Genomic DNA, 13077 nt, shown 5'->3' with positions numbered 1-13077 from the left:
AAAACAATAGAAAGGGTATATCAAAAAAGGTCTGTGGAGACACAGACCTTTACATTATTTTATCCTGTAGAACTTAACTCTCCCCGGTCGTTAAGCCCTTTTACTTTGTCTTGTTGAAAGGCTTCGTATCTTTTCTTTTCCTCCTCGCGCAATTCCTGTTGCATAATTTTAGCAATTTTAGTGCTTCCATCATGGCTCCACCCCGGCGGGTTAAAAATGTATTTCACTTTATCTATAAAGGTTGGGGCTTTTTTAACATCAGCACTCAATGCAATAAACTCATGGAAAATAATGTTAACCGCACCAGTATCTTCAGGCTGGGTAGTTAAGCCGTATTTAACTACATCTTCTGGCAACTCCTCCTGGAAAGTGCCAAACCATCTATCCCAAAGAATTAAAACCATACCCATATTTTTGTCCAGGTAACGTACATTGCTGGCATGGTGCACGCGATGGTGTGATGGCGTTACGAAAATATACCCGTACCATTTTGGAAGCTTGATGTCGTATTGGGTGTGCACCAGGTTGCCGTAAATTTGGGTTACCAGGTAAGCGAAAAGGATATCAACAGCGGTGAAACCCATAAATGCTAATGGCAGATAAAAGAAAACACGGTACAATGGTTCGAAAACGGTTGAACGGAAACCTGTGGTTAGGTTAAAATGTTCAGACGAGTGATGTGTAACATGCATCGCCCAGAAAAAGCGAACATAATGACCAACTGTATGCAAAAACCAATACAGGAAATCTTGCGCTAAAATCAAAACAAACCAATAAAGCCAAATATTAGAAATTTGGAACAAACGGAATTGATAACAGTATTGCAGTAGAAAAAAAGTACCTGTTTTTGTTGCTAAATTAATTACAATAGCAGCCGTCATCAGGTAGATATTGGTCCAAGTATCGCGTTTGGTATATAATTTTCTGTCGTGCGCATAGCTGAAATACATTTCAACCAGGGTTAAAACGATTACGAAACCAAATAGGCCTACTACAGAAATATCACTTCCGGTAAAATTCATTTTACAAACTGTTATAATAATCTAAACTGCTCAAAATATCGGCGGTACTTACACGGCAGTTAAACGTGCATTTACCTGTTGTTTCTAAAAGTGAAAAGAGAATGTTTCCATCTTCATTTTTTTTATCACTTTGCATCAGTTCTAAAAGCGTATCGAAACTTTCTTTTTTAATATTATATTTAGGATATAAAGACAAAATATATTCACTAATATCCTTCAGTTCCCCCTGGGTTAACGTACTGTTTTTGATCGATAATGCAGCTTCACAAACAAAACCTATGGCAATGGCTTCACCATGTGTTAACGGATTTTCGTCATTTGCCAAAGAATAACCCTCTACCGCATGGCCAATGGTGTGCCCGAAGTTTAAAATCTTACGCAGGTTTTTTTCATGCGGATCGATTGTTACCACTTCATTTTTAATTTCTACTGATCGGTAAATATCTTGTGCAGAAGGGGTTAAGTGGTTGCTTTCTTTTAATTTTTCGTAATATGGCTTATCATAAATCAGGCCATGTTTAATCATTTCGGCAAAGCCTGATAAAAGCTCGCGCTGTGGTAATGTTTTTAAAAATGCAGTTTCGATAAAAACCATTTGTGGTAAGGTAAAGGTACCTACCATGTTTTTTACATTGTCGATATCGATCCCTGTTTTGCCACCTACCGAAGCATCAACCTGTGATAAAAGGGTAGTAGGTACATTGATAAAATCGATTCCTCTTTTATAGGTAGAGGCAATAAATCCGCCCATATCGGTAATTACACCGCCACCTAAATTGATCATTAAACTTTTGCGGTCTGCTTCAAAATCCAAAAGCGTCTTCCAGATTCCGATACAAAAATCGATGTTTTTGTTTTCTTCACCTGCCGAAGTTTCGATCAGGTCAAATTCAGCATAGTCATCTAAAAGTGATTGAAATAGGGGCAAGCAGATTTCGCTGGTATGTTCATCTGCAAGTACAAAAACTTTGCTGTATTTGTTACTTTCCAAAAGTGTTTTTAGCGCTGCTAAATTACTTTCGAAATATAGGGTGTGACCTGCACTGGTTAGTGGTTCCATTAAATAACTTCTATTTTGTTTTCGCCAAAAGTAATAATATCGCCAACCCTAACCTTATAACGTTTGCGGAATTCGACCTCGCCGTTAGTTTTTACTAAGCCATCCTCAACAACGGTTTGGGCATCACCGCCACTCCCCACTAATCCGCTTGCTTTTAACAGTTGGATTAATGGAATAAATTCGCCCTCTAATTTGAATTGTATCATTTTGTGCAAAAATACGATTATTTAGAGCTTTTTAGTTTTAACAACCAATGCTTTTTATAATTTTGCACCAATCTGACTTATTAATAGATAAAAATGGATTTATCCCCCAACAAACAACCAAATTTCGACAATACGGAAATTGCTTTCCGTCAAAAATCTAACAACGAACTAAAAAAAGCATATTGGCTTTTTAAAATGATTGGCAGTAATTTCCTTACCAAAGTTGGCCCTGCCATTACCAATTTCTTTTTAAATATTGGTTTACCAATCCAGGGAGCAATAAAAGCAACTATATTTCAACAATTTTGTGGGGGCGAAACCATTGCCGAATGTGATAAAGCCATTGAACAATTGGATAAGGGCGGAGTGGGTACCATTTTAGATTATTCGGTTGAAGGCGAAGAAGAGGAGCAGGTTTTTGATGAAACCTGTGCAGAGATTATCCGTACGATTGTCCGCGCTGATGGTGATGCCAAAATTCCGATCACAGTTTTCAAAATAACAGGCATTGGACGTTTTGCCTTATTGCAGAAACTGGATGCTAAAGAAATCTTAAATGAGGCAGAAAAGGCAGAATACGAAAAAGTAAAACTGCGTTGCGAAATGATCTGTAAAACGGCTTTCGATAAAGGTGTGCCGATTATGATCGATGCAGAAGAAACCTGGATCCAGAATACCATTGATGAACTGGCTTTGGATATGATGCGTAAATTTAACCGAGAGCATATTATTGTTTACAATACCTACCAAATGTACCGCCATGATAAACTGGCCGATATGAAAGCCGACCATTTAATTGCAAAAGCTGATGGTTTTATTCTGGGTGTGAAAATGGTTCGTGGTGCCTATATGGAAAAAGAACGTAAACGTGCTGCAGAAATGGGTTATCCCTCACCAATTCAACCAGATAAAGCAGCATCTGACCATGATTATAACGAATCTTTACGGTATTGTGTAGATCATATTGAAGAAATTGCCATCGTTGCGGGAACGCACAACGAAGATAGCAGCCGTTTATTGACTTACCTTTTAGAGGAAAAGAATATTAAGCACAATCACCCTCATGTATATTTTGCCCAGTTGTTAGGGATGAGTGATAACTTGAGCTTTAACCTTGCCGATTCGAATTATAATGTAGCAAAATATGTTCCTTACGGGCCGATAAAAGCGGTAATGCCTTATCTGTTCAGAAGAGCACAAGAAAATACATCAGTTGCCGGGCAAACAGGCCGTGAGTTAGGTTTGATTGAAAGAGAATTAAAAAGAAGAAAACTGTAGTTCAGTTTTTGGTTAATCTTAGAATCGTCATTTCGAGCGGAGTGCAACGCAGTTGAGAACCACGAAGTGCTCAGCGAAGCTAAATCTGTCTAGATAGATCTCTCTCCCGAAAGCTCGGGACTGCGCTTCAGTCGAGATGACGATTTTTCTTTTGGTCACGATGACAATTCTTTTTGGCTGCCCTTCGAATTAGCTACCATTGGCGTTATTTTGCAAATCATATTAATCAACATTTTAACGGCTTTCGAATTTCCATCCAGCTGGGCCATAGCACCGTATCTCCGTTCTACTTAGATCCGGCCTAACAAATTTTTCGGGCTGCACTGGTCTGGCCGCACAACTGCCTTCAAAGAAAAATTTTAAGCCGGCATTTTTTGTTTCTTTTTGATGCCAAAAAGAAAGAGCCCTTCGGCGGCGGCGAGCCGAGGCAAGCCCCTGGTGTATGGAAAAGAAAACAATTGTACGTTACTCACATTAATTTTTATAAGATAAATTACCCCTCAGGGTGACAGCCAAAAAGGATGCCGCTTCACCCTATAGCTATCGGATCGAGTTTAGGCCTAGTGGTTGTTTTTAATCACGCAGAATTATTTCTTCACTACAAAAGATTGTTTCCCGGTTAAGAGGTCGTAGAACAATATAAAATCGCTTACTAAACTATAACCCGGATACTGAAAAGTAGCGGGTTTGTTTTTTTCGAAGAAAAAGTGACCAACCCATGCAAAGCCATATCCCAGCACGGGTATGGCCAGAAAGAAATGCCAGTTGTGAAACAAAAATCCTGTGAAAAAAAGCAAGACAAACCAATCCCGTACCAATAAAATGTAAAATACGCGATGTCGTATTGGTATGTTCTGACAAATAAAAAGGGTAGAACTCTTTTAGCGACTTAAACTTTTTTTCTGACATATACTAATTTACAAAATTCCGTTTGCTTTTAAAAAAGATTCCAGTTGAGCAGGTTTTTCGGTCATTAATAAGGTATTTAAACCTACTTTTTTAGCACCTTCGATGTGTTGTGGACTATCATCAATAAATAAAGTTTCGGTGGGATCTAAATTATTGTCTTTTAATACCTGTTCGAAAATATTGGTGTTTGGTTTGCGCAGTTTCATGTGCTGAGAAAAATAGGCTTTCTCAAAATAAGCATCGTAATTATTGATTTCGAAAGTGGTTTTGAGGTAGTTGATAATCCAGTCGTAATGAATTTCGTTGTTGTTGCTCAGTAAAAATGTACGGTATTTTTCTTTTACCCGAAGCAGTAAATCGTGGTTTTCCTGAATGGTACCGATCAATAAGCTGTTCCAGGCATCGTCAATCTGTTTATCGGTTAAGTCTGGTTTGCCCGCTGCCTTTCTAATTCCTGCCCTGAATTCGGCAGGAGAAATTGCTCCGGTTTCAAAGTCATCAAATAATTGATTGTGTGCTTTATGGGCAAAGAAGTTTTCGATGTCAGTAATGCCCAATTTTTGAAATGATGCTTGCGCAATTCTGAAATCGATATCAAATATTACGTTTCCGTAATCGAAAATAATGTTTTTAATGTTTTGCATGGAAATCCTTTAGCATTTGCTGCAAAGATATTATTGCTGATTTAATGCAGGGTATTAAACGGCATTTTTTTACAATAAAAAACCCGAAACCTATTGTAAGTAAGTTTCGGGTACATTATCTTGCTATGCGGCCATTCGTAACCCGATAGGAGCTATCGGGTTGATTGGAAACCACGCAGTGCTCATCGAAGACAATCTTAACGCATTTTTGTGGTAATTTTCAATTTGCATTAAGATTCCCGCCTGCGCGGGAATGACGACAACACCGACTATTTAGGTTCTACCGTAATTGATTGAATAATCGGTCTGTTCTTTTTGTCGCCGGTTTTTAGTTCTTTGAACACAAAATAAATAGAATGAAATTTTCCATCTGAAAGCATGTTGATCGGGATGCTTTTCCTAAAGGTAGATTTGCCTATCATAATGCCTTTGTTATCATCTAATCTGATCTCGATTTCGCCATCTGATCCAGGATCAAGATTTAAAAATGAAAAACCAAATCCTGAAATACCAGTTAAATCAACATTTTTAATGGCAATCCAACCATTTGCTTTGGTCAGAATAAGTTTTTCACCACCATAGATATCTTTTCGCTCAAAGCCGCCAAAATCTTTGATATCATCCGCATCAATTACATTACTTTTCAGGTTGATCACTTTTGTTGTGGTTAACGGTTTTTTAAATGCCGTACCTCCTGCATCTGTATAAGTTGCCTTTAAAGTTAAAACCGATTTCTTCTTATCAGCAGCAGCTGGTGGAATGATTTTGCCTGCAGTTGGAAGTGATGCTTTAACCGCTTCTTTATTGCCTAAAGTCATAATCCACTCCGTAATTTTTTTAACCTCAGCTTCTTTCATCGCAGTGTGTGCAGGCATGGGTACTTCTCCCCAAACACCCTGACTGCCGCCTATTACCTTCGAAGCCAGATAATCAACCGCTTTACTATCGTTTTTATATTTTGCTGCGATTTTATTAAATGCAGGACCAATGGAAACAGCAGCCTCTTTGTGGCAAGTGCTACAATCAGATTTTAACATTAGCGTTTTACCCACAAGGGTTTGTGCTGCTTGTTGGTGGCCCAATTCTGCTCCAGCTAAATCTGTTCCTTCTGTATATGTATTTGAAATGTATATGCGATTATTATTCACTTTAGCACCTTTATCGCTTACTAAAACTTTATAATCAACTGGTTTATTCGGAAAATAAAAGCTCTTGTTCCCAGCTAAGTCAATAGCTACAGTTGGATGTTCGTTCCCAGCATAAACTGGTACAACCTGGCTTTTTGCAGAAGCTTTACTTTTATCAATTACAGTAACACTTACCGGATATTCGCCCGCTTTAGTAAAGGTATATTGTAAACTTGGCGTGGTAGTAGTTTTGGTAATTCCTTTTCCCAGGTTCCAAACGTAAGTTAAAGCATCTCCATCCGGATCTTTAGCCGTAACAGTTGCAGTTAATTTGTAAGGAAGTAATCCACTTGTTTTAGCAATATTTAAACTTTCAACTGATGGCGGTCGGTTACCTTTTAAATAGTCAATCCTCGTAATCGCTGCATCAGGGTTTTTAGTAAACCAGCCTTTGCCATACTCCAGGATGTACAATTTCCCATCCGGCCCCAATTCCATATCAATAGGTGCAGCTAAAGAAACATTAGACATAAAGGGTTCCATGCTTATATAATCACCCTGTGCATTCATGGTTACGGCTTTAACCCATCCACGTACCCATTCGTAAATAATCAATTTTCCGTTATAGTAAGCGGGGTAGGGTGAGTTTGCAGTTGCATAATAAACTGGTCCGGCCATTGCAGTACGCCCGCCTGAGCCTACCTGTGGAAATTCTGCCGATTCGCCATAGGCATACCAGATATAAGCAGGTTGCGCAGGTGGAAGTTGCTCTAAACCTGTATTGTTTGGCGAATTGTTAATTGGCTTTTCAGGATCAAAAGCATTGCCATTAGCTCCGTTGGTATAATCGTAAGCTTTATACGGGTAGTTATTGCCTATAAATAAGGGCCAGCCAAAGTTACCAGCCTTTCTTGCCTGGTTTACTTCATCATATCCCCTTGGCCCCCTTAAAGCGTCATCATTGGAAGCATCAGGACCAACTTCTCCCCAATATAAAAAATTCGTTTTTTGATCTACTGAAATCCGATAAGGATTTCTATCACCCATTACATAAATTTCAGGTTTAGATTTTGGATCATTTTTCGGAAAAAGGTTACCATCCGGGATGCTGTAAGTGCCATCTTCATTTACTTTGATCCTTAAGATTTTACCTCTCAAATCGTTGGTGTTTCCAGCCGATCTTCTGGCATCGTATTGCTCAAAACCTTTTCTGTTATCAAGCGGCGCATAACCTTTATTTACATATTTCTGTTTTGGGGCATCAAAAGGAGTAGAGTTATCGCCAGTAGATACATAAAGTAAATTGTCTGAACCAAAAGCGATTGATCCTCCGGTATGGCAGCAGATTTCGCGTTGAGAATAGAATTCTAAAATGATCTTTTCTGATTCTTTTACAATCTGATCGTTTACCAGCTTAAACCTTGATAATCGGTTTACAGATTTATCAAAAGGGCTATAAAAAAGATAAACATAATTGTTTATGGCAAATTTTGGGTCGGCAGCCATGCCCAATAACCCTTCTTCTGCATTAACATTAGGGGTGTTGGTTTTAAAATAAACATCAAGTTTGCCAGCCTCTTTAATTTTCTTTGTCTGGTTTTTATAAATCAATACTTCGCCTCTGCGCTGTGCTACCAAAATATCCAGATTAGGAAGAATGGTCATTTCTGTAGGCTCGGTAAACTCTCCTTGTGCAAGGGTCACTTTTACAAAACGATCTTGATCTGGTGTGTCTATTTTATATTTTGGGAAAAAATCGAAAGCCCTGCTTTCGTAAATGTTTTTGTTCAGTGTTGTTGCCGATATTAATACAAATGCAATGGCAGATAACAGTAACGTAAAAGTTGTTTTCATTTATTTGATTAAAGTATTTTGAATAAATATAGGATATAGTTTTATAGCCTGAGGTATTGTATCAAAATTTATGCGAATAATGTCAATATAAAATAACTTATTTATAGAACGATTAAATTTAGATCCAAAATGAAATTACAAAACGTTTTCGGTCAAAATTCCTACATCAACAAATTTATTAAGGTCATCTATTTTTTCTTCAAGAATCTCTACTGTTTAATAGGTATTATGCTGGTAATGTTAGTTTTATATAGTATACACTCTAAAAATAATACGATGACTGGAGTAATAACAGCTTACAATAAAGAAAGAGGTTTCGGTTTAATCTCTCAGTATTTGGTTTTAGAAAGTATTTATTTTGATATAGTAGATTGCAAAGCGAAAGGTTTGTATGTTGGAAGTACAGTCGAATTTGATACCGCTATTACGAAAAGAGGAGTAGTTGCTAAAAACATAATGGGTATAGCTAAACTTAAGATGAGGCCTAAAACTTTAATATAAAAATTTCGATTTTAAAATTCTGCTTAATCTCTTCTAAGAGTGTCCCGTTTAGGCTATTTAAAATCAGTTATGATAAAATAATTGATTTAATACGCATGGCAACGGGAACCATAGTCGCATTTCATAAGGATAAGCCTATCTGTTTTTTAAAAGATGATGAGCTTAAAAAGCGGGTTCTGGTTCTTAGGCGCGAAGGACTTAAAATTGGCGATCGGGTCAATTATCAGCTTATCTCATCATCAACCGGACTCATCGGAATCAGTGTAAAAAAACTATAAAAATTAAAAATCATACAACTTTAAGTTGTTTTTTTGAATTATTTTGTGTCAGCCTATTGTCATTCTGATTTTAATCTGTAACTTACAGAATGGGCGATAAAGTAAATTTGATTCTTGGAATAGTTTTCCTTTTAGGTGGTTTTAGTGTTTTCTTTGTGATTTTTAGCGGAAAAAAGGGTTAGTTCAATTTTCAAATACTTTTTTCAAGAGAAATTTTTCTCTTCGAATGGTTTATTTTGATGATGCAGCAAAATTCGGTATCGGGTAAAAAAAGAATTCATTTTCTAGTATCATAACAACCTTGTAGTATTAGGGCTGTTTGTAATGTGCAATAAATGTAAGCTGAGCGCTTATTAATAGGAGCAGTTTTAATAAAATTTCTTCCATTAAAGGCCTTATATTATGCCAATCGTAATATCGATGCTGGTAAAGAGTACTCGTTTTCGTCGGCTTTTTGAGCTAATTGCGCTTTGTAAATACTTAGTGTAAGGCAATAAAATAGAGAAGTTGCTGATTCAGTCTGCGACTTTTTTTGTTTGTATACACTTTGTTTGTCCAAATATCAAAATCATCATTAATTGTTGCTTGATCTATAGATTTAGTATAGAAATCTATTTAATTGCTAAAACTTTTTGAGTTTTTGTATGTTTGTTGTATTAAATCTGAATTAAATGCAAGGAACAGTAAAATTTTACAATGAAGCTAAAGGTTTTGGTTTCGTTATAACAGAAAATGGAGATGAAGTTTTTGTTCATGTAACAGGCTTGGTCGACAAAATAAGCCAGAATGATCGGGTAGAGTTCGAAATTGCGCAAGGAAAAAAAGGCCCCAATGCGGTTAATGTAAAACTGATTTAATGGCGCAATGAGATTAGGTACTGTAAAGTTTTATAACCCCAAAGAAGGTGTTGGCAGTATTACACCATCAAATGGTGGGCGCGAAGTGAGTGTTTTTGCCCGCGGTGTAATCGATCCGATAAAACCCAATAATATTGTTCAGTTTGATATTGAATTTACGCAAAGTGGCATTGAGGCCATTAAGGTAATGGTGCTATCTGCATAGGTAAGGTCATTTTCAGAGGTTCTTTTTATATCATATTACCGGTCTATTTATTATTTGGCACAGTTTTTTGAGTTAGCTATATATTAGTTAACGCAAAAGAGTCAAAATGGTGGCAAAAGAAATGGGAACAATAGATTATTATAATGAAACCGAAGGCTTTGGGAGAATCAGGAACGATATTGGACAAGAAGTTCTGTTTTATCAAAGCGGCCCAATCAATGGATTTAATCTAAAAAAGGGTTTAAAGGTTTCTTTCGAATTGCATCAAACATTATCAATTGCAATAAATGTGTTAATTATTGAGCCAAAGGATTAATGATCGTTAAATGCTTTGATTCTTATAGCCTGTATACAGATAGAATTTAATCATTATAATAGATTATTTTAGCAACTTGTAACCAAATCTGATAACTTTGGAGTTACCGTTGTTTATCCTGAAGTTATGATACAGCTAGAGCCAATTACCGGTTTTTTTAAAAGAGAACGTGCGTTGCAGGCAATATACCCTATGCGTATGTTGATTGTACGTGAGGGGAATGGCTATTTGTGCATGAATTCTGGCGATTACCCCTTGTTAAAAGGCAGGATATTTTTTATTCCGGAAGAAGGACTGGTTAGGCTCGAAGGAGAAATTACCTCAGGTTACTGGCTCAGTTTTAGCAGTTTGTTATATGCCGAATTTTTACTTCAGCACTTAGATCCCCAGGCTAAGAATCTCTTCTTGAATTTGTCTTTCAGGGACCTCGATTCGCACAAATCAATTAAAACTTATAGTCTGCTCGATCAGCTAAAAAGAGAAATCAATATTAAGAGAGATATGCCCTTTTTAGCACAGTACTTATCATTATTTCTGGGTTTTACGGCTGGTTTAGACGGCTATCTTGCTGCTTTGACCTTAGATGATTTACAGCAGGTATTACGGTTTAGGGCCATTTTGGAGCAATTTTATAAGCAAGAAAGGTCCATTCAGTTTTATGCAGAAGGCATGGGGATGAGCGCTGGCAAATTGAATAAATTTTTAGACCGTGTACTTGGAAAAAGCTTAACAGTACTCATAAAAGATCGGATTATGCGCGAAGCGGAAGAATTGTTGCTTCATAGCGATTATACGGTTGATGAAATAGCCGAATTATTAGGCTTTGAACAAACCACTAACTTTAGCACGAGTTTTAGGCGGCATAAAGGCATATCGGTACTTCAATTTAGCCGCCTAACTTAAATTGAATGAAAAATTGGTGCGTCTGCCAAAGAAATGTTCGTCAGTTCGATTCATCTCTTCTAGAGAACAGGTTTTCCAGACCTCACTACATTAATTGCTTTCACGCCTAACGCGTAAAGTTTTGCTTACTGCATCTATTTTATCAGCCGCACCAATTTTGCATTGGCTAAATTATAAAATCTTAGCTTAAAGAAAAAAAATATTCCTAATAATGTTACGAAGTTGTATTTTAGTATTTACAAACACGCGTCTACGATAATCTCAGGCAAGTAAAACAAAAAGTCTAGTAAGTTTGTAGATCATTTGCAAAAAATTATATTTGCCAAAATATAATCATTGTGAAACAAGCGTTTATGAAATCTTTTCCCATACTAAATGTTTTAAAATTTATAGCTTTTGCTACGTTTATGGCCAGTTTTGCATCTGTACAAGCACAAAGCAAAAAGAAACCCAATATTATTTTTATCCTGGCTGATGATCTTGGCTACGGTAATGTACACAGTTTTAATCCGAATTCTAAAATCCCGACACCAAACCTGGATAAACTCACTGAAGAAGGAATTAAGTTTACCCGTTTCTATTCAGGAAATACCGTTTGCGCGCCTTCCAGATGCGCTTTAATGACTGGTTATACCATGGGACATGCCTGGATTAGAGGCAATGCAAAAGCAAAAGATGGTCTGGCCGCTTTACGTGCGCAGGATACCACCTTGGCCGAACGTTTAAAAGGAAATGGATATAAAACAGGCATGTTTGGTAAATGGGGTTTAGGCGATGAGGACAGTAAAGGTGCTCCGCATTTAAAAGGTTTCGATAGTTTTTATGGATACCTGGATCAATCGCATGCACACGATTATTACACCAGTCGTTTGTACGAAATTGTTGGTGGTAAAACAGTAGAAGTGCCTGTTGATACCACAAAATATACTGAAGACCTGATCATAAATAAAGCAGCTGATTTCATCAACCTCAATAAAGATCAGCCTTTCTTTGTGTATCTGCCTTTAACTCTTCCGCATGCCGAGCTGAAAGTACCGGCAGAACTGTTGAAGAAGTTCCAGAATGCAGACGGTTCGAGTAAATTCCCGCCTGAAATACCTTTTGAGAAAAAAGGAAGCTATGATAGTCAGGCGCAGCCACATGCCGCTTTTGCGGCCATGGTAAATAAACTTGATACTGATGTGGGTACTATTGTAGCATTGATCAAAAAATTAGGTTTAGATAACGATACCTATATTTTCTTTACCAGTGATAACGGTCCGCACAAAGAAGGCGGTGCTGATCCGGTGTTTTTTAACAGCAGTGGCGAGTTTAGAGGCGTAAAGCGAGATTTATATGAAGGTGGAATCCGTGTACCGTTAATTGTAAGGGCGCCTGGAAAAATTGCTGCGGGTCAGGTTAATCCAACGCCATGGGCATTTTGGGATATATTGCCAACCCTTGGAGAGCTAACAGGAACAGCATCACCAAAAAATATTGATGGATTGTCTTTTTCTCCTTTGTTAAGCGGTAAAAAAGCAGCTAAAGAACATGAATATTTCTATTGGCAGTTTAACGAAAACGGCCTAAAAGAAGCTGTAACCAAAGGCGACTGGAAGTTGATCCGTTTTAAAGATAAAGGAACTGCCGAAAAGCTGGAACTGTATAACTTAAACAGTGATATCGGTGAAAAGAATGATATTGCGGCAAAAAATCCTGAAACCGTTAAAGCGCTTTATGCTTTAATGAAGCAAGCCAAAACACCCTCAGAAAATCCACGTTTTGATTGGTCGGAAGTAGAAAAATAGATGAAGATGATTAAGCCAATTCTAATTTTGAGCTGCACTTGCTTTTTGCCTGTAAAAATGGTAGGGTGAAGCGCAATACTCAGGTGAAAGTGAAATATAAGCCTGCAGTTTGTTGTTCATCTAATCTTCC

At 37.3% G+C, this 13077-nt stretch carries 13 protein-coding genes and 1 pseudogene; 7 read left to right on the top strand and 7 right to left on the bottom strand.

Going from position 1 to position 13077, the window contains the following annotated elements:
- Positions 1-59: 59 nt before the first annotated feature.
- The 3 genes from ACTJKN_RS03750 to ACTJKN_RS03740 are packed head-to-tail and all read right to left on the bottom strand — an operon-like array spanning position 60 to position 2288.
- On the bottom strand, positions 60-1022 hold the full coding sequence (locus ACTJKN_RS03750) for a sterol desaturase family protein (protein ID WP_440822777.1): 963 nt from the start codon (positions 1020-1022) through the stop codon (positions 60-62).
- 1 nt (position 1023) lies between these two features.
- Positions 1024-2082 (bottom strand): 3-dehydroquinate synthase, encoded by a 1059-nt coding sequence (gene aroB, locus ACTJKN_RS03745; RefSeq protein ID WP_440822775.1) that lies wholly within the window; start codon positions 2080-2082, stop codon positions 1024-1026.
- Positions 2082-2288 (bottom strand): RNA-binding S4 domain-containing protein, encoded by a 207-nt coding sequence (locus ACTJKN_RS03740; RefSeq protein WP_029275915.1) that lies wholly within the window; start codon positions 2286-2288, stop codon positions 2082-2084. The genes aroB and ACTJKN_RS03740 overlap by 1 nt, the downstream gene beginning before the upstream one ends.
- Positions 2289-2381: 93 nt before the next feature.
- Between ACTJKN_RS03740 and ACTJKN_RS03735 the strand changes: the two genes are divergently transcribed.
- Positions 2382-3566, top strand: coding sequence for a proline dehydrogenase family protein (locus tag ACTJKN_RS03735; protein ID WP_440822774.1), 1185 nt, complete (start codon positions 2382-2384; stop codon positions 3564-3566).
- Positions 3567-4153: 587 nt separating this feature from the next.
- On the opposite strand, the gene ACTJKN_RS03730 is transcribed toward ACTJKN_RS03735, so the two are convergent.
- From ACTJKN_RS03730 to ACTJKN_RS03715, 4 genes and pseudogenes are all read right to left on the bottom strand, one after another.
- Positions 4154-4342 (bottom strand): Mpo1-like protein, encoded by a 189-nt coding sequence (locus ACTJKN_RS03730; protein WP_440822772.1) that lies wholly within the window; start codon positions 4340-4342, stop codon positions 4154-4156.
- 70 nt (positions 4343-4412) lie between these two features.
- Positions 4413-4475, bottom strand: a pseudogene (locus ACTJKN_RS03725) (DUF962 domain-containing protein); the annotation flags it as partial.
- 8 nt (positions 4476-4483) lie between these two features.
- On the bottom strand, positions 4484-5119 hold the full coding sequence (locus tag ACTJKN_RS03720; RefSeq protein ID WP_440822770.1) for an HAD family hydrolase: 636 nt from the start codon (positions 5117-5119) through the stop codon (positions 4484-4486).
- A 269-nt stretch (positions 5120-5388) separates the two neighbouring features.
- Positions 5389-8100, bottom strand: coding sequence for a PQQ-dependent sugar dehydrogenase (locus tag ACTJKN_RS03715; protein ID WP_440822768.1), 2712 nt, complete (start codon positions 8098-8100; stop codon positions 5389-5391).
- Positions 8101-8229: 129 nt separating this feature from the next.
- Between ACTJKN_RS03715 and ACTJKN_RS03710 the strand changes: the two genes are divergently transcribed.
- From ACTJKN_RS03710 to ACTJKN_RS03685, 6 genes are all read left to right on the top strand, one after another.
- On the top strand, positions 8230-8601 hold the full coding sequence (locus ACTJKN_RS03710) for a cold shock domain-containing protein (RefSeq protein WP_440822766.1): 372 nt from the start codon (positions 8230-8232) through the stop codon (positions 8599-8601).
- Between the two features lie 949 nt (positions 8602-9550).
- Complete coding sequence (locus ACTJKN_RS03705) at positions 9551-9736, top strand: cold-shock protein (RefSeq protein WP_440822764.1); 186 nt, start codon at positions 9551-9553, stop codon at positions 9734-9736.
- Positions 9737-9743: 7 nt separating this feature from the next.
- Positions 9744-9941 (top strand): cold-shock protein, encoded by a 198-nt coding sequence (locus ACTJKN_RS03700; protein ID WP_131032641.1) that lies wholly within the window; start codon positions 9744-9746, stop codon positions 9939-9941.
- A 106-nt stretch (positions 9942-10047) separates the two neighbouring features.
- Entirely contained in the window at positions 10048-10257 is a 210-nt protein-coding gene (locus tag ACTJKN_RS03695; protein ID WP_440822762.1) for a hypothetical protein, read from the top strand.
- A 126-nt stretch (positions 10258-10383) separates the two neighbouring features.
- Positions 10384-11160, top strand: coding sequence for a helix-turn-helix domain-containing protein (locus tag ACTJKN_RS03690; protein WP_440822760.1), 777 nt, complete (start codon positions 10384-10386; stop codon positions 11158-11160).
- A gap of 353 nt (positions 11161-11513) precedes the next feature.
- The gene (locus ACTJKN_RS03685; RefSeq protein ID WP_440822758.1) at positions 11514-12947 is read left to right on the top strand and encodes an arylsulfatase; all 1434 of its coding nucleotides are present in this window, start codon (positions 11514-11516) and stop codon (positions 12945-12947) included.
- Positions 12948-13077: the final 130 nt, after the last annotated feature.

This window comes from Pedobacter sp. 22163 (assembly GCF_052045595.1).
Taxonomy (GTDB): Bacteria; Bacteroidota; Bacteroidia; order Sphingobacteriales; family Sphingobacteriaceae; genus Pedobacter.
This window is presented reverse-complemented; position numbering and strand designations above follow the sequence as displayed.

Coding starts and splice junctions, on each gene's coding strand:
- ACTJKN_RS03750 (WP_440822777.1), bottom strand. CDS start 1,022: ATGAATTTTACCGGAAGTGATATTTCTGTAGTAGGCCTATTTGGTTTC.
- aroB (WP_440822775.1), bottom strand. CDS start 2,082: ATGGAACCACTAACCAGTGCAGGTCACACCCTATATTTCGAAAGTAAT.
- ACTJKN_RS03740 (WP_029275915.1), bottom strand. CDS start 2,288: ATGATACAATTCAAATTAGAGGGCGAATTTATTCCATTAATCCAACTG.
- ACTJKN_RS03735 (WP_440822774.1), top strand. CDS start 2,382: ATGGATTTATCCCCCAACAAACAACCAAATTTCGACAATACGGAAATT.
- ACTJKN_RS03720 (WP_440822770.1), bottom strand. CDS start 5,119: ATGCAAAACATTAAAAACATTATTTTCGATTACGGAAACGTAATATTT.
- ACTJKN_RS03715 (WP_440822768.1), bottom strand. CDS start 8,100: ATGAAAACAACTTTTACGTTACTGTTATCTGCCATTGCATTTGTATTA.
- ACTJKN_RS03710 (WP_440822766.1), top strand. CDS start 8,230: ATGAAATTACAAAACGTTTTCGGTCAAAATTCCTACATCAACAAATTT.
- ACTJKN_RS03705 (WP_440822764.1), top strand. CDS start 9,551: ATGCAAGGAACAGTAAAATTTTACAATGAAGCTAAAGGTTTTGGTTTC.
- ACTJKN_RS03700 (WP_131032641.1), top strand. CDS start 9,744: ATGAGATTAGGTACTGTAAAGTTTTATAACCCCAAAGAAGGTGTTGGC.
- ACTJKN_RS03695 (WP_440822762.1), top strand. CDS start 10,048: ATGGTGGCAAAAGAAATGGGAACAATAGATTATTATAATGAAACCGAA.
- ACTJKN_RS03690 (WP_440822760.1), top strand. CDS start 10,384: ATGATACAGCTAGAGCCAATTACCGGTTTTTTTAAAAGAGAACGTGCG.
- ACTJKN_RS03685 (WP_440822758.1), top strand. CDS start 11,514: ATGAAATCTTTTCCCATACTAAATGTTTTAAAATTTATAGCTTTTGCT.